This is a genomic window from Aeromicrobium sp. SP1 (assembly GCF_055663785.1).
Genome location: NZ_JBQVVK010000001.1, coordinates 733,740 through 757,697 on the forward strand (window position 1 = coordinate 733,740; position 23,958 = coordinate 757,697).

Here is a 23,958-nt window from a genome sequence, read left to right on the forward strand (position 1 = left end):
CCTGGTTCGTTCGTCGGTGTCAATCGGTCGGGATCTGCTGCCACTGCCGGTCCAGGGAGCTGGTCTCGACGGCGGCCAGGACGCGTTGGACCCGCAGGCCGTCGGCGAAGCTCGGGGCGGGATCGCGATCCGCGGCGATCGCGCCGACGAGGTCCACGACCTGGTGGGTGAAACCGTGCTCGTAGCCGAGACCGTGTCCGGCCGGCCACCACGCCGCGACGTACGGGTGCTGTGGCTCGGTCACGAGGATCCGACGGAAGCCCGCCGACTCGGCCGGGTCGGCCGCGTCGAAGAACTCGAGCACGTTCATGTCCTCGAAGTCGAACGCGAGGCTGCCGCGGGAGCCGTTGATCTCGATCCGGATCGAGTTCTTGCGGCCGGTCGCGAATCGGGTCGCTTCGAAGACGCCGAGCGCCCCGCCGGCGAAGTGGGCCAGGAAGACCGCGGCGTCGTCGACCGTGACCGGCCCGCGCTCGCTCGAGGCCGTGCCGGACAGCCCGCTGTGCTCGGCCGCGAGCGGCCGCTCGGTGACGAACGTCTCGAGCTGTCCGGAGATCTCGGCGATCAGGTCCCCGGTGATGAACTGCGTGAGGTCGATGATGTGGGCGCCGATGTCGCCCAGGGCCCCCGAGCCCGCCTTCTCCTTGTCCAGCCGCCACGACAGCGGAGCCTCCGGATCGGCGATCCAGTCCTGCAGGTAGGCGGCGCGGACGTGCCGGATCTGCCCGATCCGGCCCTCGGCCACGAGTTGGCGGGCGTAGGAGATCGCGGGCACCCGGCGGTAGGTGAAGCCGACCATCGACCGCACCCCGTGCTCGGCGGCGCGGGCGGCCGCGGCGGTCATCGTCTCGGCCTCGGCGACCGAGTTGGCCAGCGGCTTCTCGCACAGGACGTGCTTGCCGGCCTCGAGCGCCGCGATCGCGATCTCGGCGTGGGAGTCGCCCGGGGTGCAGATGTCGACGACGTCCACGTCGTCGCGCGTGACGACCTCGCGCCAGTCGGTCGCGGCCTCGGCCCACCCCAGCCGGGCGGCGGCATCGGCGGTGCGCGTGGCGTCGCGCCCGCACACGACGGTCATGACGGGGTTGAGCGGGAGGTCGAAGAAGTGCGGCGCCGTGCGCCAGGCCTGCGAATGGGCCGCGCCCATGAACGCATGGCCGATCAGGGCCACCGAGAGCGATTCGTGCTGGGTCATGCCGAGTCCCGTCCGTGATCGGTCGAAGTGCGGGGGAGGTCCCCTGCGAGGCCGGGAGGAGGGTCCGGCCTCGCAGGGGCAGCGGTCAGGACTCGAAGGCCGAGTCCATGAACTGGTCGACGTTCTCCTTCGTGACGACCGGTGCGTAGAGCTGCACGGTGCGCGGCACCTCGACCTCGACCAGATCGCTCATGGCCTTGCCCTGCACGAGCAGGCGAGCGAGCTTGATGCCGTCCGCGGCCTGCGTCGACGGGTAGATGACCGTCGCCTTGAGCACGCTGTCGTCGGCCTCGATCGACCGCATCGCGTTCGCCGAGCCGGCGCCGCCGACCATGAAGAACTCGTCGCGGTCGGCGTTGTCGATGGCCGCCAGCACGCCGACGCCCTGGTCGTCGTCGTGGTTCCACAGCGCGTCGATCTTGGGCGCGGCCTGCAGCAGGTTCGCGGCGGCCTTCTCCCCGCCCTCGACCGTGAAGTCCGCGGCGACCCGGTTGTCGACGTTCTGGCCGCACTCGGACAGCGCGTCCTTGAAGCCGCGGCTGCGGTCCTGGGTCAGCGGCAGCGAGTCGATGCCGGCGATCTCGGCGACGACGGCGTCCTTCTTGTCGCCGAGCTGCTCGCACACGTACTGGCCCGCCGAGACGCCCATGCCGTAGTTGTCGCCGAGCACCGTGACACGGGCGGCGTTCGGGTCGTCGAACTCGCGGTCGACGTTGATGACGGGGATCCCCGCCGTCATGGCCTTGATCGCCACCGGTGTCAGCGCGGCGCCGTCGAACGGCAGCAGCACGATCGCGTCGACCTTGTCGTTGATGAAGGTCTCGACCTGGCTGATCTGCAGGTTCACGTCGTTCGTGCCCTCGGCGACGCGCAGGTCGACGTCGTCGAGGCCCTCCGCGGTCTTCTTCGCCGAGTCGGTGATCGACGCCATCCAGCCGTGGTCGGCCGCGGGCGCCGAGAAGCCGATGACGACCGTGTCGCCGGACTCGTCGTTCGAGCCGGCCGCCGCGTTGTTCGTGTCGCCGCTCGAGTCGTCGTCACCGGAGTCGTTGCCGGTGCAGGCCGAGAGCCCGAGAGCCAGCGTTCCTACCGCCAACAGTGCTCCCAGCCTCATGCGAGGGTGCTTCTTCATGATTCCTCCTTGGGGGTGGGCGGCCGGACGAATCGTCCGGACGCGGGGGAGTCGGGAGCACTGGCTCCGACCCGGTCCGGGCGTCGCTACGTCGAGTCGCTGCGGGACGCGAAGCGCTGTTGCAGCAGCACGGCGACGACGATGATCGCTCCCTTGAGCAGGGCCTGCTCCGAGATCGACCGGTTGTTGAGCGTGAAGACGTTGGTCAGCGTCGAGAAGATCAGGACGCCGAAGACGGTGCCCACGATCGTGCCGCGGCCGCCTGACAGCAGCGTTCCGCCGATCACGACGGCGGCGATCGCGTCGAGCTCGTAGAGCGTGCCGTGGGTCGAGCTGCCGGTCGAGGTGCGCGCGACGAGCATGAGCGCGCCGATCCCGCAGCACAGCCCCGAGAGCACGTAGAGCATGACGGTCTGCCGGTTGACGTTGACGCCCGCCAGGCGGGCCGCCTCGGGGTTGCCGCCCACGGCGACGGTGCGCCGGCCGAACGTCGTGCGGTTGAGCAGGACCCACCCGACGACGGCCACGATCGCGAAGATCACGATCAGCATGTCGACGCCGAGGATCTCCCGCCCGAAGAAGACCTTGAAGCCGGGGACGTCGGCGATCTGGGTCTTGCGCTGGGAGATGATCTCGGCGAGGCCACGGGCGCTCGCGAGCATCGCGAGCGTCGCGATGAAGGGCACGACCTTGCCGTAGGCGATCAGCAGGCCGTTGACGAGTCCGCAGCCGGCCCCGACGAGCAACGCCGTCAGCACCATGAGGCTCCAGTGGTAGTCGCGCGCGGCCTGCTGGCTGGCCAGGGTCGTGCACCACACGGACGCCAGGGCGAGGATCGCGCCGACCGACAGGTCGATGCCGCCGCCGGTGATCACGAAGGTCATGCCGATGCTGACGACGCCGATCGTGGCGGCCAGGCGCAGGATCGTGACGACGTTGTCGATGCTGGCGAACCGCTCGCCGGCGGTGATCGCACCGACCGCGCACAGCAGCAGAAGGCCGATGACGAGGCCGAGGTTGCGGCCGACGCTCGACCGGAGCAGGTCGATCGGGCGCGTCGGTGTCGCGGGGGCCGTGGCTTCCGTGGTGTGGTCGCTCATGCGGCGCTTCCTTCCATGACGAGGTCGAGCACGGTCGGCTCGTCGAGCTCGGTGGCGGGTGCGGTGTGGACGACCTGGCCCTCGCGGATCACGAGGACCTGGTCGGCCAGGCCCAGGACCTCCTCGATCTCGCTGGACACGACGACGATCGCGACGCCGGCGTCGGCGAGGGCACGGACCAGCCGGTAGATCTCGGTGCGCGCGCCGACGTCCACGCCGCGGGTTGGTTCGTCGAGCAGCAGCACCTTGCACTCGCGCAGGAGCCACCGGGCCAGGACGACCTTCTGCTGGTTGCCGCCGGACAGGTTGCGAGCGGGCCGCCCCACGCCGGCCGGCCGCACGTCGAGCTGCTCGACGACCTCCGCGGCCCGGCGCCGCTCCCGGGTGCGATCGAGGAAGCCGGCCCGGGAGAACTCGGCGAGCGACGAGATCGTGATGTTGCGGTACACCGGCTCGTCGAGCAGCAGCCCCTGGCTCTTGCGCTCCTCGGGGCACAGGCCCAGGCCGGCCTTGACCGCGCTGGTCACCGACCCGCGTCGCAGGGTCCGGCCGCCCAGCCGCACCTCGCCCTCGGTCGCCCGGCGGGCACCGTAGATCGCCTCGAGGATCTCCGAGCGACCCGAGCCGACCAGACCGGCCAGTCCGACGATCTCACCGGCGCGCGCCTGCAGGTCGACTCCCGAGAACACGCCGCTCTGGCCGAGGCCGCGGACGTCGAGCACCGGCTCGCCCTGCGGTGCCTCCTGCGGTCGAGGCGGGAAGGCGTACTCGATCGCGCGGCCCGTCATGAGCCGGATCAGCTCGATGGTCGGGGTGTCGGCCGCCTGCAGGCCGCTCGCCACGGTGCTGCCGTCCTTGAGGACCGTGATCCGGTCCCCGATCTGACGGATCTCCTCGAGCCGGTGCGAGATGTAGACGATCGCGACGCCGTCGGCGCTCAGCGTGCGGATGACGCGGAAGAGGTTCGCCACCTCCTCCTGGTCCAGCACGGCCGAGGGCTCGTCGAGGATCAGCAGCCGGATGTCGTGGGAGAGGGCGCGGGCCATCGAGACCATCTGCTGGTTCGCGGGGGAGAGGGACCCGACGGCCCGGGTCGGTGAGATCTCGGCGTGGCCGAGCCGGGCGAGCAGCTCACGGGTGCGGGCGTTCGTGTCGTGGCGGCGCAGGAAGCCTCCGCGGGACAGCTCGTGGCCGAGGAAGACGTTCTCGGCGACCGAGAGGTGCGGGACGAAGTCCAGCTCCTGGTAGATCGTCGCGATGCCGGCGGCGAGTGAGGACTGCGGCGAGGGGAACGACGTCTCCTCGTCGGCCCACGTGATCGTGCCCGCGTCCGGCTGGTACGCCCCCGCCATGACCTTGATGAGGGTGGACTTCCCGGCACCGTTCTGGCCGAGCAGGCAGTGCACCTCGCCCGGGCGGACGTCGAGGTCCACGCCGTCGAGGGCGACGACGCCGGGGAACTCCTTGCGGATCCCGTGCATCTGGAGGAGGGGCCGGTCCATCGTCTCGTCCACGAGAGCAATGTGACACACATCACGTACTTGTGTCGAGAGTTCGGTAAAAGTTGGCTGGTGGACGTACCTAAGTGACGATGGTTCAATCAGGGTCGTGAAGACGAGCGACGTGTTCGCCCTGCTGCAGCGCGAGGGGCGCCCCATGACGCGGGCCCAGCTCGCCGAGACGACGGGGCTGGCCCGGTCCACCGTGGCCGCCCGCATCGACGTGCTGATGAGGCTCGGCCTCGTCGTGCCGCACGGCGACGCCACCTCGACCGGGGGCCGGCCGCCGTCGCTGCTGGCGCTCAATCCGGCGGCCCGCGTGGTCGGCGCGGCCGACATCGGCGCGACGCACGTGCGGGTCGCCATCGCGGACCTGTCCGGCGAGCTGCTCGCCGAGCGCCGCACCGAACTCGACATCGCCGAGGGGCCCGAGACGGTGCTGGACTGGGTGACCGGCACCACCGGGCGGCTGTTGGCCGAGACCGGCCGGCCCGTGGCCGAGCTCGCCGCGATCGGGATCGGCCTCCCGGGCCCGGTCGAGCACTCCAGCGGCCGGGCGATCAACCCGCCGATCATGCCCGGCTGGGACCGCTTCGACGTCCCGGCCCACGTGCGCCTGACCTACGACGTGCCGGTCCTGGTCGACAACGACGTCAACATCATGGCGCTCGGCGAGCAGCACGCGCAGTTCCCCGAGGTCCAGGACCTGGTCCTGATCAAGGTCGCGACGGGCATCGGCGCCGGCACGATCGCTGGTGGCGAGCTGCAGCGCGGGGCCCAGGGCACGGCCGGCGACGTCGGTCACATCCGTGTCGGCCGCCCCAGCGACACCGTGTGCCGGTGCGGGAACGTCGGCTGTCTCGAGGCGGTCGCCGCCGGACCGGCGATCGCGCGTGGCCTGCGCGACCGAGGGATCGAGGTCCACGACGCCACCGAGGTCGTGGACCGGGTCCGCGCCGGTGACGTCGCCGCGATCCAGGCCGTCCGCCAGGCCGGCCGCGACATCGGCGACGTGCTGGCGATGATCGTCAACTTCATCAACCCGTCGGTCGTCGTGGTCGGCGGCGCCCTCGCCGCGGCCGGGGAGCACCTCCTCGCCGGCATCCGCGAGGAGGTCTACCGCCGGTCGCTCCCGCTCGCGACCGAGCACCTGCGGATCGTGCCCTCGAGCACGGGGGAGCGGTCGGCCGTCCTCGGTGCGGCCGCGATGGCGATCGCCCACGTGCTCTCGCCCGACGCGATCGAGGCCGCGAGCCGGGCGATGACGGCCGCGAGCTGACCGACTGCGAGGAGCGAGCGATGGTGACCGTGTTCCGCAATGCCCGGGTCTTCGACGGGCACCGGTACCTCGGCGCGGTCGGCGACGTGATCGTGGACGACGGCCGGATCGTCGCGGTCGGCGGGCAGGCGCCCCCATCGGCCGAGGTCGTCGACGTCGACGGCGCGTTGCTGCTGCCGGGATTCGTCGACGCCCATGTGCACGCGGTGCAGGGCGGGCTGGAGCGGATCCGCTGTGACCTCAGCGCGAGCGCCGTGGACCAGCAGGCCTATCTCGCCGTGATCGGCGACTACGCCGCCGCACACCCTGAGCGGGAGTGGATCCTCGGCGGTGGGTGGGCGATGTCGGCCTTCCCGGGTGGGACGCCGACCGCGGCGGCGCTCGACTCCGTGGTGCCGGACCGGCCGGTGTTCCTGCCGAACCGCGACCACCACGGCGCCTGGGTGAACTCGCGGGCACTCGCGCTGGCCGGGATCGACCGGTCGACGCCCGACCCCGTGGACGGACGCATCGAGCGCGACGCCGACGGAGCGCCGACCGGCACCCTGCACGAGGGTGCGATGACGTTGGTCGCCCGACTGCTCCCGGTGACCGGTGAGGCGGAGCTGCGCGCCGCGCTGCTCGCCGGCCAGGCGTACCTGCACTCGCTCGGCGTCACCTCGTGGCAGGACGCGATCGTCGGGTCGTACTCGGCGCTGGAGGACAACGGGCCGACGTACGCCCGGGCGGCCGCGGCGGGGGAGTTGCGCTCGCATGTCGTCGGCGCGCTGTGGTGGGACCGGGAGCGCGGCGCCGAGCAGGTCGAGGAGCTGGTCGCCCGTCGAGCGGCGCTGTCCGGGGGCCGGTTCGCCGCCACGAGCGTCAAGGTCATGCAGGACGGGGTGGCCGAGAACGGCACCGCGGGCCTGATCGAGCCGTACCTCGACCGGTGCGGTCACGCGACGGCCAACCGCGGCCTGTCGTTCGTCCCGCCGCAGGCGCTGAAGGAGCACGTGGCCGCGTTGGACTCGCTCGGCTTCCAGGTGCACGTCCACGGGCTGGGCGACCGCGGCGTGCGTGAGGCGCTCGACGCCTTCGAGGGCACGGACCCGGCCCGCCGCCACCACATCGCGCACCTGCAGCTGGTGCACCCCGACGACGTGCCGCGGTTCGCCGAGCTCGGTGTGGCCGCGAACCTGCAGGCGCTGTGGGCCTGCCACGACGACCAGATGGACGAGCTGACGATCCCGTTCCTGGGTGACGAGCGGGCGCGGCGGCAGTACCCGTTCGCCGATCTCGCGGCGACCGGAGCCCGGCTGGTCGCCGGCAGCGACTGGCCGGTCAGCACGCCCGACCCGCTGCAGGCGATCCATGTGGCCGTGCACCGGAAGGCGTACGGCGATCCGGAGGGTGTCGAGGCGTTCCTGCCCGAGCAGGCGCTGTCGATCACCGCCGCGTTCGCCGCCTACACGAGCGGGTCGGCGTGGATCAACGGCCGCGACGACGCGGGCGTCGTCGCTCCCGGTGCCGTCGCGGATCTGGTCGTGCTCGATCGCGACCCGTTCGACGACCCCGCCTCGATCGGGGCGGCGACGGTCGTGGGGACGTGGATCGACGGCGACCGGGTGGCGTGATCGAGGTCTCGTCCAGCAAGCATTGTGTGCAATCTAATTGTGCACAATGATTGAGTCATGACGACGGCGCGACTGGACGACCAGCTCTGCTTCGCCCTCTACTCGGCCTCCCGCACGCTCACGGCCGCGTATCGCGAGCCCTTGCAGGCGCTGGGCCTGACCTACCCGCAGTACCTCGTCCTGATGGCGCTGTGGGAGGTCGACGGGCAGAGCGTCGGCGACCTCGGAGCCCGACTCAAGCTCGACAGCGGCACGTTGTCGCCGCTGCTCAAGCGGCTCCAGGTGCACGGCCTGGTCGATCGCCGGACCTCGACCCAGGACGAGCGACGGGTGCACGTCCACCTCACGGCCGCCGGCCGAGCGCTGAGCAGCCAGACCGACGAGGTGACCCGCTGCGCGATGGACGCGATCGACCTCGATGCCGACGAGTTCACCGTCCTGCGCCACCTCGCGCGCCGCGTCGCGGCCCTCGAGTCCGCGCACTGAACAGACCTTTGCACCACCCCTCGACAGGAGAATCCCCTTGAGCAACGACCTGTACACCGCCGAAGCACTCGCCACCGGAGCCGGCCGCGACGGCCATGTCGTCACCAGTGACGGCCGCCTCGACCTGCAGCTGGCCATCCCCAAGGAGATGGGCGGCTCCGGCGACGGCGTCAACCCCGAACTGCTCTTCGCCTCGGGCTACGCCGCGTGCTTCCTCAGCGCCCTGGGCGCCGTCGGCCGGCGCGAGAAGGCCGACCTCTCCGACGCCAGCGTCGGGGCACGGGTCGGCATCGGCGCGAACGACCAGGGCGGCTTCGCCCTCTCGGTGGCCCTCGAGGTCGTGATCCCGCACCTCGAGCACGACGCGGCCGTCCGGCTGGCCGAGGCGGCCCACCAGGTCTGCCCGTACTCGAACGCGACCCGCGGGAACATCGACGTGCAGATCTCGGTCTCCGACGACTGACCGCGGGCGCCACGCGGCCCACGCGGGCTTGCGTCCGGGGCGACACGGAGCACCATGGGAGCCATGGAGAACCTGGTGATCGTCGGTGGAGGGCTGGCGGCGGCGAAGGCCGTCGAGCGGCTGCGGGACGAGGGGTACGAGGGGGCCGTCACGGTCGTCGCGGGGGAGTCGCACCTGCCCTATGAGCGACCGCCGCTGTCCAAGGACCTGCTGCTCGGCAAGGACGCCGATCCGACCGTGCTGCCCGACGCGTGGTGGGACGAGCACGACGTCCGGCTGCGCACGGGCGCGACCGCCACGTCCCTCGACCGCGAGGAGGGCCGGATCGGCCTCGACACGGGCGAGTGGCTGGACTTCGACCTGCTCGTGCTGGCGACGGGAGCCGAGCCCCGCGTGCCCGACCTGCCCGGGGCGGACGCGGCCCTCTACCTGCGCACGATCGAGGACTCCGAGCGTGTGCTCGCGGCGCTCCAGCCCGGGCAGCGGCTGGTCGTCGTCGGCGGCGGCTGGATCGGTCTGGAGGTCGCGGCCGCGGCGCGCTCCCACGATGCCGAGGTCACCGTCCTGGAGATGGCCGACCTCCCGTTGGAGAAGGTGCTCGGTCCGACCCTCGCCCGGTACCTCGCCGACCTGCACCTGTCGCACGGTGTCGACCTGCGCACGGGCGTCACGGTCGAGGAGGTGCTCGTCGAGGACGGGCGGCCCGTCGGCGTGCGGACCTCCGATGAGGTGATCGACGCCGACCACGTCCTGATGTCGATCGGCGCGGTGCCGTCGACGTCGCTCGCCGCGGACGCCGGACTGGCCGTCGACGGCGGGATCGTGGTCGACGAGCGGTTCCAGACCGACGACCCGCGCGTCCTCGCGATCGGCGACGTCGCGAACGCGTGGAACACCGCGCTGCACGACCGCCTCCGGGTCGAGCACTGGGACAACGCGATCAAGCAGGGCAAGGCCGCCGCGGACGTCGTGCTCGGCCGGGACACGGTGTACGACTGGCAGCCGTACTTCTACACCGACCAGTTCGAGTTCTCGATGGAGTACGTCGGCCACTCCGCGCCCGACGACGACGTCGAGATCCGCGGCGACCTGGCCGCGCACGAGTTCATCGCCTACTGGATCGACGGGCAGGGACGGCTCACGGCCGCGATGAACGTCGGCATCTGGGACGTCAACGACACCCTGCGGGCCATGGTCGGCTCGGAGGTGGCGCGCGACGAGCTCACCGACCTGAGGTGAGCAGGAGCACGTGATTTGCAGTTGTGCAAAGCGTGCACAACTGCATAGAATGCAATGGTGCAAACTGACGCCGTGAGCCCGCTGGTCGCCGAGCGCCAGCGGCGTACCTGGACGGCGATCCACGATGCGGCGGCGACCCAGACGCTCGAGCACGGCATCGACGCCGTCACGGTCGCCCGCATCGCCGAGATCGCCGGGATCTCCCCGCGGACCTTCTTCAACTACTTCGACTCGAAGGAGGACGCGATCGTCGGCGTGCGCGCCCCGCGCGTCACCGACGAGGCGCTGAGCGCACTGGCCGAGTCGTCGAGCGACCTGCCGCTGCTGCGCGTCGCGCGGCTCGTCACCGACGTCGCCGCGACCACGATCGGACCGGGGGTCGACCTGCAGCGCCGCCGCCGGCTCGCCCACGCCCACCCGGGTCTGCGCACCCGGCTCTCGCAGATCTTCACCGACAGCCGCAAGCACGTCATCGAGCGCCTCGTCGAGCAGGTCGACGAGCCGTGGCAGGGCATCGCCGGGCTGCCGACCGATCCCACGGAGGCCCGCGCCCTCATCCTGCTCGCCGGCGCGGTCGTCACGTTCGCGTGGACGGCCGACCCCGACCGCATCCTCATCGACCGCGACGGCGCGCTTGCCGACGCCATCACCACCTTCCGAAAGGTCGCCACGACAAGCCTATGAACACCACCGCCACCACCACCGCGACGCGCGACGCGCACCACCAGCGCACCGTGCGCCTCGTCTTCGCCGCCCTCATGCTCGTGATGCTGCTGGCATCGCTGAGCCAGACCGTGCTGTCCACGGCCCTGCCCACGATCGTCGGCTCGCTCGACGGCGCCGACCACATCGCGTGGGTCATGACCGCGTACCTGCTCGGGATGACCGTCACGATGCCGATCTACGGCCGCTTCGGCGACCGTTTCGGCCGCAAGCCCGTGCTCATCGTCGCGATCACGCTCTTCACGGTCGGCTCGCTGCTCGGCGCGACGGCCGGCTCGATGACGATGCTCATCGGTGCGCGTGCCGTGCAGGGACTCGGCGGTGGTGGCCTCATGGTCCTGTCGCAGGCCTCGATCGCCGACGTCGTCCCGGCGCGCGAGCGTGGTCGCTACATGGGCATCCTCGGCGCCGTCTTCGCCGTGTCCTCGGTCGCCGGCCCGCTGCTCGGTGGCTGGATCACCGAGGGTCCCGGCTGGCGCTGGGCCTTCTGGATGAACGTCCCGCTCGGCATCCTCGCGATGGCGGCCGTGGTCTTCCTGCTGCACATCCCGCGCAAGGTCGGCGGCCCCCGCGCCCGCCTCGACTACCTCGGTATGACGCTGCTCGTGGTCGCCACCTCCAGCCTGATCCTCGCCGCGACGTGGGGCGGTCACCAGTACGACTGGGACAGCCCGCTGATCATCGGCCTGTTCGCGACCACGATCGTCGCCGCCGTCGCGTTCGTCCTCGCGGAGAAGCGGGCCGAGGAGCCGGTCATGCCGATGGCGCTGTTCCGCGACCGCAACTTCAACCTCACGACCGTGGGCGCGCTCGTCATGGGCATCTCGATGTTCGGTTCGCTGTCCTACCTGCCGACGTACATGCAGATGTCGGTCGGTGTCGACGCGACCCACGCCGGCCTCATGATGATCCCGATGATGGGCGGTCTGCTCGTGACGTCGATCGTCGTCGGTCAGGTCGTGACCCGCACGGGCCGCTACCGCTGGTACCCGGCGGCCGGCGCGGCCGTCACGGGCGTGGGCCTCTACCTGCTGTCGATCATCGAGGTCGACGCCTCGCGCTGGCAGATCGAGGGCTCGTTGCTCGTGCTCGGCGTCGGCATCGGCCTGGGCATGCAGGTCATGACGCTCATCGTGCAGAACTCGTTCTCGCACCAGATCGTGGGAACCGCCACGGCCGCGACGAACTTCTTCCGCCAGGTGGGCGGCACGCTCGGCGCTGCAGCGGTCGGCTCGATCTTCACCTCCCGTCTGGTCGACAGCCTCACCGAGAAGCTGCCGGCGGGCTCGACGAGCGGTGGCGGCAGCAGCAGCTCGCTGACGCCCGACCTCGTGGCATCGCTGCCGGACCCGATCCACGACATCGTGATCACGGCCTACAACGAGGCCCTGATGCCGATCTTCCTGTGGCTCGTGCCGCTGGCGCTCGCGGCGGTCGTGACGCTCGTGTTCGTCCGCGAGAAGGCGCTCAGCCACACGATCGAGGCGACCCGCGAGGACGAGTCGCTCGGCGAGCAGGCGCTCGACGCCGCCGACGCGATGACCGGCGCGGAGCGCTGAGTTCGGCTGGGCGCGGAGCGCTGAGTTCGGCTGGGCGCGGAGCGCTGACCTGAACCGGCCGCGGGCTCAGAGTCCGCGGCCGGGGTTCAGGATCCCGAGCGGGTCGAACGCCGACTTCACCCGGGCCATGAGCTCGAGCTCGGCCGGGCCAAGCTGGCGGGCCAGGTGCTCGCGCTTGAGCAGACCGACCCCGTGCTCCCCGGTGACGGTCCCGCCGAGGTCCACGGCGGCCACGACGATGTCCTCGAAGGCGGCCCGCGCTGCGGCGCGGGCCCCCTCGTCGGTGGCGTCGAAGACGATCGTCGGGTGCAGGTTGCCGTCCGCCGCGTGACCGAAGGTGCCGATCGTGACGTGGTGTCGCCCGGCGGCGTCCTCGATGGCGTCCAGCAGTGCGGGCAGGTCCGGGACGGGCACGGCCACGTCGTCGAGCAGGACAGTCCCGAGCGCCTCGAGCGCGGGGTAGGCCAGTGCTCGGGCCGCCATGAACGCCTCGCCCTCCTCCGGGTCGGAGGTGGCGAACACCTCCGCGGCGTCGGCCGCGCCGAAGATCGACGTGCAGGTCGCGGAGTCCGTGGCCGAGGACGGTCCGTCGAAGCGGGCGAGCAGCAGGGCACCGGCCGTCGCGTCCAGGCCCATCCGGGCGTGCTTCTCGACCGCCGCGATCGTCGTGGCGTCCATCAGTTCGACCGCGGCGGGCACGGTGGCGGCCGTCAGGGCCAGCACGGCGTCGATCGCCTTCCGGGTCGTGGCGAAGGACGCCACCACGGTCGCGGGCGGCCCGGGATCGGGCTGGAGACGCACGGTGACCTCGACGACCACGGCCAGCGTGCCCTCGGACCCGACGAGGAGTCGGGTGAGGTCGAGTCCCGCCACGTCCTTGCGCGTGGTCCGACCCGTGCGCACGACGGTGCCGTCGGCGAGGACGGCGGTCAGCGCCGCGACGTGGTCGGCCGTGACCCCGTACTTCGCGCAGCACATGCCGCCCGCGTTCGTGGCGACGTTGCCGCCGATCGTGCTGATCGCGCGGCTGCCCGGATCGGGCAGGTAGACGAGGCCGTGCTCGCGGGCCGCCCGGTCGAGGTCACCGTTGAGCACGCCGGGCTGGACCCGCGCGAGCCGGGCGACCGGGTCGAGGTCGACGATCGCGTCCATCGTGGCGAGCGACAGCACGATCCCGCCGTCGATCGCATTGGCGGCGCCGGCCAGTCCCGTGCCGGCGCCACGCGCCACGACGGGCACGCCGTGCCGGTGCGCCGTCCGCAGGGTGGCGACGACGTCGTCGACGTCGCGTGCCCGGACGACCGCGGCCGGCACGCCCGCCGGGGTGAGCAGGCACTGGTCGTGGCGGAAGGCCGCCGTCGCATCGGGGTCGGTGACGACCCGGCCGGGCAGGGCCGTGACCAGTTCCGCGACCCAGTCGGTCATGCGCGCTCCGACGAGTAGAAGCCGTGGATGTGCTCGACGACGAGCGTGGCGGCCAGCTCGCGGTCGCCCGCGTCGATCGCGGCGACGATCGCGGCGTGCTCGCCGTGCAGGCGGCGCAGTGTCGGCCGGGGGTCCTCGAGTGCGGCGAGCTCGCGGCGCAGGAACGAGGCGATGGAACCGCGCAGCACGCCGACGACGAAGCCGAACGCCTGGTTGCCGCCCGCGTGCGCCAGCCCGGCGTGGAAGTCGACGTCCAGCAGGTGGAACGCCTCGACGTCGCCGGCGTCCGCGGCCGTCGCCATGGCGACGAGCAGGCCGCGCACCTCGTCGGGCACCTGGGCGACGTGGCGCAACGACTCGGCCTCCAGCAGGACGCGCAGGGCGACGAGGTCGGGCAGCGGGATCGCGCCGACCTGCAGGGCGGTGCCGAGGGCGACCGCGGCGGTGTCGGCCGTCCGGTCGTGGGTGACGCGCGGACGCGCGGTCGAGACGGTGTCGGCTCCGCTCACGAGGCCCTGAGCCTGCACGATCCGCAGTGCCTCGCGCACCGTCGACCGGCCGACGCCGAAGGTCGTGGCGAGGTCGGACTCGGTCGGCAGCTCCTCGTCGGCGGCGAACGTGCCGTCGATGATCGCCGAGCGCAAGCGGTCGGCCACGGCGATGCTCAGCGGGGCGCGGGCGACGGGGGCGAGCGACATGCCGTCACCTTACCGGTTTGCTTGCCTGCTTGTCAGACAAGGTGTTCAATGTGAGTGACTCGGATCACAGATCCATCCCCCCTGACCCGCTGGAGACGCCATGACCGACATCCTCGAGCTCGATCCCAACACCACCGCCGTGGTGCTGATCGAGTACCAGAACGAGTTCACCTCCGACGGCGGCGTCCTGCACCCCGCCGTGTCCGCCGTGATGGACAAGACCCAGATGCTGCCCAAGACCGTCGCGCTCGTCGAGGCCGCGCGAGCCGCCGGCGTGACGATCATGCACGCGCCGATCACGTTCGCGCCCGGCTACGGCGAGCTGACCCGCCACCCGTACGGGATCCTCAAGGGCGTCGTCGACGGCAATGCCTTCGTCAAGGACACGTGGGGCGCGGCGATCGTCGACGATCTCGCGCCCGCCGAGGGCGACATCGTGATCGAGGGCAAGCGCGGCCTCGACACGTTCGCGAGCACCAACCTGGACTTCATCCTGCGCAGCAAGGGAATCCAGACCGTGATCCTCGGCGGGTTCCTGACCAACTGCTGCGTCGAGTCGACGATGCGGTCGGCGTACGAGAACGGCTACCGGGTGCTGACGCTCACCGACGGCACCGCGGCGACGAGCGTCGAGGAGCACGACAACGCGATCGCCTACGACTACCCGATGTTCTCGGTCCCGGTCGAGACGTCGGCGGTCATCGCAGCGCTCGGCTGATCGACACGGGCGGATCAGCGGGATGGCTCAGCCGGGGCCGGCCCCGGCGGTGAGTCGTTCGGCGATGCCGCTGGAGCGGGCGACCCGGCGTCCGATCGCGGCCCGGATGTCGTCGGCCGTGCCCACGACCGTCACGGTGTCGACGGCGCGGGTCACGGCCGTGTACAGCAGCTCGCGCGTCATCGCCCGCGACTCACGGTCGGGCAGCAGCACCGTGACGTGCGCGAACTCGCTGCCCTGGCTGCGGTGGATCGTCATGGCGTAGGCGGTCTGGACGTCCGGCAGCCGCGAGGGCGAGAACTCGCGCACGTGCTCGCCGTCGATCGCGACGCTGAGCCGCTCTGCGGCGGCCAGCGTCACGCCCGCGTCGCCGTTGAAGACGCCCAGCGTGGCGTCGTTGCGGGTGACCAGGACCGGTCGACCCGGATACCACGTGCCGTATCCGACGTCGTCTCGCAGCCAGCTGGTGACCCGGTCGTTCCACGTCGACGCGCCCGTCGGCCCGGCCCGGTGCGCGCACAGCAGGCGTCGGTCCGACAGCAGTCGCAGGGCGGTCGCGGCGTCACCGGCGCGACCCGCGTCCACGAGGTCGCGGGCCAGCGGCAGCAGCTCGGACTCCAGCAGCGCCGGTGCCTCGGCCGGATCGACGAGGCGGATCGCCGGGTCGCCGGCGGTCAGCAGGTCGATTGCGGCGTCTGCCTGGCCATCGCGGACCGCTGCGGCGAGTCGACCGATGCCGGCGCCGAAGCGGTGGCTTCGGGTCAGCCGGACCACGTGCTCGCCCGACCAGCCGGCGACGACGTCGTGCAGCACGGCACCGGCCTCGACCGAGGCCAGCTGGTCGGCGTCGCCGACCAGGATCAACCGCGTGTCGGGTCGCAGTGCCTCGACGAGCCGGGCGACGATCTCCAGTGACGCCATCGAGGTCTCGTCGACCACCACGACGTCGTGCGGCAGCCGGCGGGTGCGGTCGTGGCGGAACCGCGTGTGGTTGTCGGGACGCCAGCCGAGCAGCCGGTGCAGGGTCGACGAGGGCAGCGTCGTGAGCCACGCGCGCTCGTGCTCGGTCAGCGCGAGCCGGCCGGCGGTGGCGGCGACGGCCTCGCGCATGCGGGCGGCCGCCTTGCCCGTCGGGGCCGTGAGCGCGACCCGCAGCGACCGGCCACGGGTCGCGCGCGACTGCGCCTCGAGGATGGCCAGGACACCCGCGACGGTCGTGGTCTTGCCGGTGCCCGGACCGCCGGTGAGCACGATCGTGCCGACCCGGGCGGCGCGCTCGGCAGCGGCACGCTGGTCGTCGTGCGCCTCGCCCGGGAAGAGCCGGTCGAGGTCGGCCGTGAGCAGCTCCTCGTCCAGGGGCGGGGGAGGGACGGCGGCGCGCGCGCTGAGGTCGTCGCACAGGGCCACCTCGAGCTCGCGGTATCGGTCGAGGTAGAGCAGGCCGTGCTCGGCGACCAGGACCCGGCCGAGCCGGCTCGACCGCACGGCGTCGAGCCACTGCTCGGTCGGGGGCCAGGCCGAGCCGTCGACGCCCGGGTCGTCCTGCGGGTCGAAGCACGTCGACCCGAGCCGGACCGCCCGGACCGCGAACGCCAGCGCGAGCAGCGCCAGCGAGCCGGACTCGCCGGTGAGCCCGCCCAGCCGGGTCGCGATGAGCGCGTCGCCGGGGGTCAGCACCTCGGCCGCAACGAAGTCGGCGATCGTCGGCAGGCCCGTGGTCGGTGTGGTCATCGCGGACTCCCGTCGAGCAGGTCGGACAGCGCGACCACGAGCGCGGCCGGCGGGTGCCACGAGAACACCCCGAACGGGACGCCGTCGGCCCGTGGCGCGTCGGGACCGGCCATCCCGCGCACGTACAGGTAGAGCACGCCGCCCAGATGGGTCTCCGGCCGGTAACCCGGCACGCGCCAGCGCAGGAAGCGGTGCAGCACGACGTTGTAGAGCAGCGCCTGCAGGGGATACGTGCCCGAGTTCATCGCGTCGGCCAGGCCCCGGGGGTGGTACCCGGCCAGGGTCAGCGCCGTGTCGTACGGGCCGAGCCAGTTGGTCTTGTGGTCGACGACGAGGCACCGGCCGTCGGACAGGCGCAGCACGAGGTCGATCGATCCGGACAGATAGCCGCGCAGAGGCTGCGCGGCCAGCGCGGGGGATCGTAGCCGCGCGGCGAACGGGCGGATCGGGTCGTCGGCCGGAAGGTGCTCCTCCAGCAGGTCGGCCAGCTGGCCCAGGCGGGTCACGTGGGGACCCGGCCGGTCACCGCCGCCGAGCGGGATCTCGAACTCCAGCTCCTTGAGCTGGCGGTCACGCAGGGCCGTGCGCAGGTCGATGTCGTCCGCGAGCGGGCCGAGGGGAGTGGTCACGACGGCGGCGAGGGCCGTCGCCGCCGCCTCGGGCTCGACCTCGACGGGCCAGCGGTCGAGCTGTCGGCGGACCTGCTCGACCAGCTCGGCATGGAGGTCGTCGGCAGTCACGTCGACCTCCTCGAGGACGCCGTGGACGAGGCTGCCGAACGCCGTGCCGCCGGGCAGGTCGGCCATCGGCGATGGCACGTCGGAGCCGGGCACGACGCCGGTCGCGGGCACCGCGGCGACCTCGTCCTCGTCGGTCGTGCCGGCCGCGACGGCCTCACTGGCGACGTGCGGACGGTGCTCGTCGGTGCGGGTCAGCCCGGTGTAGGAGGTGCGGCGCCACTGCGAGTCCAGGGCGCGGTCGAAGCGTCGCACGGCCAGGTCGACGTCGTCGGCCGTCGGCGTCGGGGGGACCGCCGTGCGCTCGACGAGGCGCTCGATCGTCGGGCCGCCGCGGGCCTGCCACGCCGACAGCACCGCGAGGGCGTCGTCGTCGCGTGGCACGGGGGCCCGCTCGGGCACGTCGGACGTCGTGGGGTCGGGTCGGAACAGCAGCCTGTGCAGCCCGGAGTTGCGCGCGTCGCGGGTCGGACCCCACCACGCGACGAGCTGGGACTTGGCCCGCGTCATGGCGACGTAGGCCAGCCGCAGAACCTCGCCGGCGTCCTCGGCCCGGGCGCGACGTGCGTGATCGGGGAAGCCGTCGTGCCCGGGACCGCCGACGTCCAGCTGGCGCTCGCCCTCGTCGTCGTGGAAGCGTGGCCGGTCCTCGCGGTCGGGCTTCCACCGGTTGAACAGGAACGGCAGGTAGACGACCGGGAACTCCAGGCCCTTGCTCGTGTGGATCGTGAGCACCTGCACGGCCTTGGCATCGCTGTCGAGCCGACGGGTCAGCTCGGCGGACTCGCCGCTCTCGCTGCGCTGGTGACGCAACCACTGCAGCAGTCCGGGCAGGCCGAGCCGTTCGCGCAGGGCGACCTCGTGCAGGAGGTGGGCGACGTGGCGCAGGTCGGTCATCCGGCGATTGCCGTCGGCGCGACCCAGCACGCGGGCCGTGAAGGCGTCGTCGGTGACCGCCTCGACGACCGCCGCCACACCACCCACCGCGACGAGGTCGGCGAGGTCGCGCACCCGGGTGGCGACCTCGTCGGTGAGGTCGTCGCTGCGGGTGCCGAGCGCCGTGGCGTCGAAGCCGAAGAAGTCCGTCAGGGCGACCGCGCGGACCAGGCCCGTGCGCTGGGGGGACTCCATCGCCTCGATCAGGGCGAGCCAGTCGTCGGCCGCGCCGCTGCGCAGCACGTTGCTACCGCCGCCGAGGACGGCGGGGATGCCGTGCGCGGCGAACGTCCGTTGGACGAGGTCGGCCTCCTTGCCGGTGGCGACCAGTACCGCGAGGTCGCCGGCGGCGATCGCGCGCGGGCCGGAGCCGGGATCGTAGGTCGCTCCGGACGCGAGCAGCTCGGCCACGTCGACGGCGAGGTCGGCGGCGATCCGGGCGCGGGTCGCGGCCACCGGCAGGTCGCGCTGGGGATCGGGTCCGTCGGCGCGCGTGAGGACGCGCAGCCGGAACGGTGCCGGGTGCGGCACGTCGGCCAGCCGGCTGTCGCGATGGTGGGCCGTGACGGGACGGACCGCGATCGCCGGGTCGCCGAGCTCGGCCTCGGCGAAGGTGGCGCCGAGCGCGTCGACGAGCGGGGCGTCGCTGCGCCGGTTGACGGCGAGCGTGCGACGGTCGGTGGCGGTCGCCGCGGCGCGCAGGTACGTGAAGACGTCGCCGCCGCGGAACGCGTAGATCGCCTGTTTCGGGTCGCCGATCAGCACGAGGGTCGCGTGTCCCCGGAACGCGCGGTCGAGCACGTTCCACTGGACGGGGTCGGTGTCCTGGAACTCGTCGACGAGGACGACCTTCCACCGTGACCTCATGAGGGTGCGGGCAGGGGAGTCCTCGGGGGCGAGCACGGACTCGAGGCGACGGAGCAGATCGTCGTAGTCGAGCAGGCCCAGCTCACGCTTGCGTCGGTCGAGCCGCTGGCGGACCACTTGGGCGAACCGGACCCGCACGGCGTGCACGGAGCCGGGATCGGCGTCGGTCGGTACGAGCTCGGCGTGCGGGTCGGCGATGACGGCGAGAGCCAACTGGCGGGCCTCGTCGTGGCGCAGGACCGGGTCGCTCTCGCGGGCGTACTTGGCGACGTAGAGGTCGTCGACGATCTGGTCGACCAGCTCGGTGACATCCTCGACGAGCTCGGCGGAGCCGTCGGAGTCGCCGGCGGTGCCGAGGCTGCGCAGCACGGTCTGGCAGAACTGGTGCGTCGTGGCGATCGTGGCGCCGTCGAAGTCGGCGATCGCCGCGCGCACGCGGGCACGTCGTTCCGCGAGGACTCCCGCGTCGCCCGTCGTGAGCAGGGCCAACAGGTCGTCGTCGCCGTCGCGATGGGCCTGCGGCTCGGCGAGCGCCGCCTCCGCGGCGACGAGCTGGTCGCGAACCCGTTCACGCATCTCCTGGCTGGCCGCGCGACCGAACGTGATGACGAGCAGCTCGGGCAGCGTGACGACGCCCTCGGCGACGTAGCGGGTGACGAGCGCACCGATCGTCCACGTCTTGCCCGTGCCGGCGCTGGCCTCGAGCAGGGTCGTGCCCGTCGGCAGTGGATCGGTGATGTCGAACGGCTGCATGCCGTTTCCGTCCGAGGTGGTGGCGGTCACAGCGTGGCCTCCCGCTGGAAGTCGAGGGCGCCGTCCCACAGGCGCATCGCGAGCGACTCGAAGCCTGCCTCGCGCAGGACGTCATAGGGCGTGTTCGGCCCCCACGTGCGGACGATCTCGTCGGCGTCGCGCTCGGGTGCGGGCCCACGGTCGCCGCCGTCGCGGGTCCACTCGCGGACCGCGCGGCGGCCGGCGTCGAGCGGGCCGCGCGACCGCAGGCTCGTGGCGAACGCGTACGCGAGCTCGACCGGGAGTGGCAACGGCCGGGTCAGACCGGCGTCGCGCAGCTCGACGAGATCGGCCAGCAGCCCGGCGGCCGACTCCGGATCCGTGAGCGGACCGGTCACGAGTCGGGCTGTCCCCGATCCGATCTTGCCCGCGGTGTGCGACGTCCACGCGACGTCCGGCCGATGCGCCGCGAGGGCGAGCAGCCGCACCCAGTCACGCAGTCGGTGCTTGGCCCGCACGGTGGAGTAGGTGACCGTGACGATCCGGTCGCCGTGGACGCCCTCGACCGTGCCGGTGAGCCGGCGCCCGTCGGGCAGCGCGACGTCGACGTCGATCGACTCCGCGTCGCCGGCGCGCAGCTCGGTGGTGCGCTCGACGAGGGTCGCGACACGCGTGCCCACGTCGCCGATCACGACCGAACCGAGCTCCCCGGGCGGAAGCATCCCGGCGCGCCGGACGGCCGCCCATGCGTCCTCGGCGCCGACGCCGCGCACGGCGTCGTCGAGCAGGCGCTGGCCGATCGCCCACCGGGCCAGGCCGTCGAGCGTGATCGGCAGGTCCTCGTCGAGCAGGTCCTCGTCGCCGCGCAGCGTGACGCCGAGTCGTTGCCGCCAGAACGCCCGCACCGGGTTCTGCACGAACTGCTCCAACTCGAACAGGGTGAGGTCGGAGCGCTCGGGATCGGGCAGCGGCGCGGGCAGGAACGGCTCGGCGCGCAGCCGCGGCCGGACGCTGGCGCGGGCGCCCGCGAGCGCGGCGGGGTCGAAGCTGAAAGGTCGCCCGTCCGCGACGAGCGCGCCGGGACGCAGGTTGCGCGGGTCGAACGGTTGCAGCGGGTGGGCCGTCTCCACCGGGTGCGAGCCGGCCGTCCGACGGACCTGGTCGAGCAGCTCGCCGAGCGGGACGGCCGGAGGGCGGGCCTGCCCGCGGTGCTCGTCGGCGCCGGTGTACGTGACGACGAGCGTCTCGGAGGCCGACATGACGGCGTCCAGCAGCAGCTGACGATCCTCGGCCCGTCCGTCGCGCTCTCCCGTGAGCGGGTGCCGGGCGAGCACGTCGTCGCCGTCGACGTGGGCCGTGCGGGGGAACGCGCCGTCATCGAGACCGACGAGGCACACGACCCGGTGGGGCACCGATCGCATCGGCACCATCGTGCAGACGGTGAGGCTCCCGGTGCGGAAGCTGGCCTTCGACGGCCGTCCGGCCCAGCGCTCGCGCAGCATCGCCAGCACCTCGCCGGGGCGCAGCGCCGTGACGTCGTCGCCGAGCAGCTCGAGCTCACGGTCGACCTGCTGACGCTGCCACGCGTCCAGACTGGAGACGTCGGCCAGATCGGTGAGGGCGCGGTCGAGCGCGCGCGCCCAGCCCGTCATGGTGTGCTCGCCGCCGAACGCGTCGACCGCGGCCTCGAGCCGCTCGACGAACGTCGCGAGCCGGCCGACGAGGTCGACGTCGCCGCTGGGGACGTCATCGAGCGGCAGCACGTCCTCCACCGGCCGGGTGGGGTCCTCGCTGGCGACGACGCCGGCCACGATCCGGTCGATCCCGGCGCGCCACGTGTTCTGCTCCAGGGGAAGGCCGAACCGGCGCCGATGGTCGGCGTCGAGGCCCCAGCGGATGCCCGCGGCCTCGACCCAGCCGGTGATCCGCTCGACGTCGTCGTCGTCGAGGCCGAACCGGTGCCGCACGGGCCCGGTCGACAGGACGTCGAGGACCTCGGCGTTCGTCAACCGGCCGCGGTGGGCCAGGTCGAGGAGCTCGACCGCGAGGGCGAGCAGCGGGTTGGTGCGCGAGGCGGCTCGGTCGGCGAGCATCACCGGCAGCAGGTGGCCGGGGTGGTGGGGCCCGTCGAGGACGTCGGCCAGGCCGAAGGACGCCTGGAACAGGGGTGCGTACGACTCGATGTCGGGGACCATCACGAGGATGTCGCGCGGCTCGAGCGTGGGGTCGTCCTGCAGCAGGCCGACGACGACGTCGCGCAGCACGTCGACCTGACGCGAGCGGCCGTGGCAGGCGTGCACCTGGATGCTGCGGTCGCCCGGAACGGGCGCGACGGCGGGCCCTGCCGGGCGGTCGGCGACGAGATCGGCCTGCAGCCGGCCCAGCAGCGTGTCGGGTCGAGGCACCGAGGCGGCCACGTGGTCGACCGCGTCGGGCGCGGCGGCCGACAGCGAGCGCTGCAGTTCGCGGACGTCGCGACCGAGCGCGGCCAGCAGTGGGTTCGCGACCAGGGCGGCCGCGTGGTCGTCGTCCCGGGCGAGGACACCCGTGGCGTCGGCGTCACGGAGCCGCTGCCACGAGACGGGCGAAGGGTGCGGCAGCCAGAGGTGGACGTCACGGTGGCCGGCCACGGCCGTCAACACCTGTAGCTCGCCCCAGGGCAGCCGGTTGTGCCCGAACAGGCTGAGCCGCGGCGGCAGCGCGAACGCATCGGGATCGGCCTGAAGAGCTGTGGTGGTGGTGGCGATCCGCTCGTCGGGCGACGGACCGCCGACGCCGGGTCGGACCCGCCGCCAGAGCTCGGCCTGCCAGCGCACGTCCGGCGGCAGCGCGCGGCCGGTGCCGTCCTCGTCGCGGCCGGCCGTCCAGGCCGCGGTCATCGCGGGGCGCTGGCGGGCGTAGTCGTGGAGGAGTCCGGCGAGGTGTCGGGCCACGCCGAGCCGTCGGTCGCGACGCAGCTCGCGTTCGTCGCCCGTGTGCTGCCCGCCGAGGTGCCGGGCCACGGTGGCGAGCCAGGGCTCGGTCAGCGACGACTCGAGCACCTCCAGGACCGGCCACACGAGTGCCTCGGGGCGCCACGGGTCGTCGTCGTCGATACCGATCAGCTCGGCCACGATCGAGCGCGGGCGGACGAACCTGATCCCGGCGCACACGCCGTCGGCGGAGCCGGCCGCGGCGCCGAGCCGATGGCTGAGGCGCTGCGAGAGCCAGCGCTCGGTGCCCAGGGCCGCGACGACGACCAGCTCCATGTCGAACGGGTCGCCGGAGCCGGTGGTGAGCAGGTCGGCCAGGCCGTCGGCCAGCACGTCGGTGCGCTCGGCGCGATGCAGGTGGAAGGTCATGTCGGGCTCAGTCTGCCGTGCCGGTCCGACAGCCCGCGCGACCCGCGCCGAACGTCCGACGCCGCTCGGCGAGGATCGCCTCGCACTCCGCGTCGCGGGGCAGCCGGGCCGAGCCGACCGGCTGCACGAGGACCGACAGCATCCGGCCCAGACGATGGTCGCCGTCGTCGTCCCTCCAGTCGACGCGGATCGAGCCGATCGACCGCGGGCCCGGGGCCACCGCCTGCGCGGGGGAGTACTCCAGCAGGACGAGTCGACGCGCCCCGGCCTCGAGGGAGCCGAGCTCGACCTCGACACCCCCGGACCGCCGCTGGACCAGCTCGCCCGGCGCGCGCACCCGCCGCGTCGCACCGGAGCACATCGCTGTCAGCGTGACCGCCCGGACGGCCGCGTCCGACCTCAGTTCCACGAGCACGAGGGCATGCTCCGGCAGGGACATCCAGCGGTACCCCGCACGGTCCGGGCGTGTCGTGACCTCCATGCTG

Annotated in this window: 18 protein-coding genes; 8 read left to right on the forward strand and 10 right to left on the reverse strand. The window is 72.7% G+C overall.

Annotated features, from left to right (window positions below):
• Window positions 1–19: 19 nt before the first annotated feature.
• From ACT26F_RS03585 to ACT26F_RS03600, 4 genes are all read right to left on the reverse strand, one after another.
• The gene (locus tag ACT26F_RS03585) at window positions 20–1,195 is read right to left on the reverse strand and encodes a Gfo/Idh/MocA family protein (protein ID WP_471669118.1); all 1,176 of its coding nucleotides are present in this window, start codon (window positions 1,193–1,195) and stop codon (window positions 20–22) included.
• A gap of 85 nt (window positions 1,196–1,280) precedes the next feature.
• On the reverse strand, window positions 1,281–2,327 hold the full coding sequence (locus ACT26F_RS03590; RefSeq protein ID WP_471669119.1) for a substrate-binding domain-containing protein: 1,047 nt from the start codon (window positions 2,325–2,327) through the stop codon (window positions 1,281–1,283).
• A gap of 86 nt (window positions 2,328–2,413) precedes the next feature.
• Window positions 2,414–3,427, reverse strand: coding sequence for an ABC transporter permease (locus ACT26F_RS03595; RefSeq protein WP_471669120.1), 1,014 nt, complete (start codon window positions 3,425–3,427; stop codon window positions 2,414–2,416).
• Window positions 3,424–4,941 (reverse strand): sugar ABC transporter ATP-binding protein, encoded by a 1,518-nt coding sequence (locus ACT26F_RS03600; protein ID WP_471669121.1) that lies wholly within the window; start codon window positions 4,939–4,941, stop codon window positions 3,424–3,426. The genes ACT26F_RS03595 and ACT26F_RS03600 overlap by 4 nt, the downstream gene beginning before the upstream one ends.
• A gap of 94 nt (window positions 4,942–5,035) precedes the next feature.
• Here ACT26F_RS03600 and ACT26F_RS03605 point away from each other — a divergent pair, with 94 nt between their 5' ends.
• The 7 genes from ACT26F_RS03605 to ACT26F_RS03635 all read left to right on the forward strand — a co-directional run bounded on the left by ACT26F_RS03605 (window position 5,036) and on the right by ACT26F_RS03635 (window position 12,288).
• Entirely contained in the window at window positions 5,036–6,205 is a 1,170-nt protein-coding gene (locus tag ACT26F_RS03605; RefSeq protein WP_471669122.1) for an ROK family transcriptional regulator, read from the forward strand.
• A gap of 20 nt (window positions 6,206–6,225) precedes the next feature.
• A complete protein-coding gene (locus ACT26F_RS03610) occupies window positions 6,226–7,818 on the forward strand; it encodes an amidohydrolase (protein WP_471669123.1) in 1,593 nt (530 codons plus the stop codon).
• A 57-nt stretch (window positions 7,819–7,875) separates the two neighbouring features.
• Window positions 7,876–8,304, forward strand: coding sequence for a MarR family winged helix-turn-helix transcriptional regulator (locus ACT26F_RS03615; protein WP_471669124.1), 429 nt, complete (start codon window positions 7,876–7,878; stop codon window positions 8,302–8,304).
• 31 nt (window positions 8,305–8,335) lie between these two features.
• Window positions 8,336–8,767, forward strand: coding sequence for an organic hydroperoxide resistance protein (locus ACT26F_RS03620; RefSeq protein WP_471671647.1), 432 nt, complete (start codon window positions 8,336–8,338; stop codon window positions 8,765–8,767).
• A gap of 63 nt (window positions 8,768–8,830) precedes the next feature.
• On the forward strand, window positions 8,831–10,006 hold the full coding sequence (locus tag ACT26F_RS03625; protein ID WP_471669125.1) for an NAD(P)/FAD-dependent oxidoreductase: 1,176 nt from the start codon (window positions 8,831–8,833) through the stop codon (window positions 10,004–10,006).
• Between the two features lie 72 nt (window positions 10,007–10,078).
• Window positions 10,079–10,690 (forward strand): TetR/AcrR family transcriptional regulator, encoded by a 612-nt coding sequence (locus tag ACT26F_RS03630; protein ID WP_471669126.1) that lies wholly within the window; start codon window positions 10,079–10,081, stop codon window positions 10,688–10,690.
• Window positions 10,687–12,288 carry an MDR family MFS transporter gene (locus ACT26F_RS03635; RefSeq protein WP_471669127.1) on the forward strand — a complete coding sequence of 534 codons (1,602 nt, stop codon included), beginning with the start codon at window positions 10,687–10,689 and terminating at the stop codon, window positions 12,286–12,288. The genes ACT26F_RS03630 and ACT26F_RS03635 overlap by 4 nt, the downstream gene beginning before the upstream one ends.
• A gap of 66 nt (window positions 12,289–12,354) precedes the next feature.
• Here ACT26F_RS03635 and ACT26F_RS03640 read toward each other — a convergent pair whose 3' ends face one another.
• The gene (locus ACT26F_RS03640; RefSeq protein WP_471669128.1) at window positions 12,355–13,713 is read right to left on the reverse strand and encodes an FAD-binding oxidoreductase; all 1,359 of its coding nucleotides are present in this window, start codon (window positions 13,711–13,713) and stop codon (window positions 12,355–12,357) included.
• Window positions 13,710–14,411, reverse strand: coding sequence for a FadR/GntR family transcriptional regulator (locus ACT26F_RS03645; protein WP_471669129.1), 702 nt, complete (start codon window positions 14,409–14,411; stop codon window positions 13,710–13,712). The genes ACT26F_RS03640 and ACT26F_RS03645 overlap by 4 nt, the downstream gene beginning before the upstream one ends.
• 100 nt (window positions 14,412–14,511) lie before the next feature.
• Here ACT26F_RS03645 and ACT26F_RS03650 point away from each other — a divergent pair, with 100 nt between their 5' ends.
• On the forward strand, window positions 14,512–15,129 hold the full coding sequence (locus tag ACT26F_RS03650; protein WP_471669130.1) for a cysteine hydrolase family protein: 618 nt from the start codon (window positions 14,512–14,514) through the stop codon (window positions 15,127–15,129).
• A 27-nt stretch (window positions 15,130–15,156) separates the two neighbouring features.
• On the opposite strand, the gene recD is transcribed toward ACT26F_RS03650, so the two are convergent.
• From recD to ACT26F_RS03670, 4 genes are read right to left on the reverse strand one after another with little or no spacing between them, the layout of a single operon-like run.
• Window positions 15,157–16,860, reverse strand: coding sequence for an exodeoxyribonuclease V subunit alpha (gene recD, locus ACT26F_RS03655; RefSeq protein WP_471669131.1), 1,704 nt, complete (start codon window positions 16,858–16,860; stop codon window positions 15,157–15,159).
• Entirely contained in the window at window positions 16,857–20,183 is a 3,327-nt protein-coding gene (locus ACT26F_RS03660) for a UvrD-helicase domain-containing protein (protein ID WP_471669132.1), read from the reverse strand. The genes recD and ACT26F_RS03660 overlap by 4 nt, the downstream gene beginning before the upstream one ends.
• On the reverse strand, window positions 20,180–23,473 hold the full coding sequence (gene recC / locus ACT26F_RS03665) for an exodeoxyribonuclease V subunit gamma (protein WP_471669133.1): 3,294 nt from the start codon (window positions 23,471–23,473) through the stop codon (window positions 20,180–20,182). The genes ACT26F_RS03660 and recC overlap by 4 nt, the downstream gene beginning before the upstream one ends.
• Window positions 23,474–23,480: 7 nt before the next feature.
• Complete coding sequence (locus tag ACT26F_RS03670; protein WP_471669134.1) at window positions 23,481–23,954, reverse strand: hypothetical protein; 474 nt, start codon at window positions 23,952–23,954, stop codon at window positions 23,481–23,483.
• Between the last annotated feature and the right edge of the window lie 4 nt (window positions 23,955–23,958).

Excerpts from the sequence above, each read along its gene's own strand:
- ACT26F_RS03585 (WP_471669118.1), bottom strand. The coding sequence starts at position 1,195 with ATGACCCAGCACGAATCGCTCTCGGTGGCCCTGATCGGCCATGCGTTC.
- ACT26F_RS03590 (WP_471669119.1), bottom strand. The coding sequence starts at position 2,327 with ATGAAGAAGCACCCTCGCATGAGGCTGGGAGCACTGTTGGCGGTAGGA.
- ACT26F_RS03595 (WP_471669120.1), bottom strand. The coding sequence starts at position 3,427 with ATGAGCGACCACACCACGGAAGCCACGGCCCCCGCGACACCGACGCGC.
- ACT26F_RS03610 (WP_471669123.1), top strand. The coding sequence starts at position 6,226 with ATGGTGACCGTGTTCCGCAATGCCCGGGTCTTCGACGGGCACCGGTAC.
- ACT26F_RS03615 (WP_471669124.1), top strand. The coding sequence starts at position 7,876 with ATGACGACGGCGCGACTGGACGACCAGCTCTGCTTCGCCCTCTACTCG.
- ACT26F_RS03625 (WP_471669125.1), top strand. The coding sequence starts at position 8,831 with ATGGAGAACCTGGTGATCGTCGGTGGAGGGCTGGCGGCGGCGAAGGCC.
- ACT26F_RS03635 (WP_471669127.1), top strand. The coding sequence starts at position 10,687 with ATGAACACCACCGCCACCACCACCGCGACGCGCGACGCGCACCACCAG.
- ACT26F_RS03640 (WP_471669128.1), bottom strand. The coding sequence starts at position 13,713 with ATGACCGACTGGGTCGCGGAACTGGTCACGGCCCTGCCCGGCCGGGTC.
- ACT26F_RS03645 (WP_471669129.1), bottom strand. The coding sequence starts at position 14,411 with ATGTCGCTCGCCCCCGTCGCCCGCGCCCCGCTGAGCATCGCCGTGGCC.
- ACT26F_RS03650 (WP_471669130.1), top strand. The coding sequence starts at position 14,512 with ATGACCGACATCCTCGAGCTCGATCCCAACACCACCGCCGTGGTGCTG.
- recD (WP_471669131.1), bottom strand. The coding sequence starts at position 16,860 with ATGACCACACCGACCACGGGCCTGCCGACGATCGCCGACTTCGTTGCG.
- recC (WP_471669133.1), bottom strand. The coding sequence starts at position 23,473 with ATGACCTTCCACCTGCATCGCGCCGAGCGCACCGACGTGCTGGCCGAC.
- ACT26F_RS03670 (WP_471669134.1), bottom strand. The coding sequence starts at position 23,954 with ATGGAGGTCACGACACGCCCGGACCGTGCGGGGTACCGCTGGATGTCC.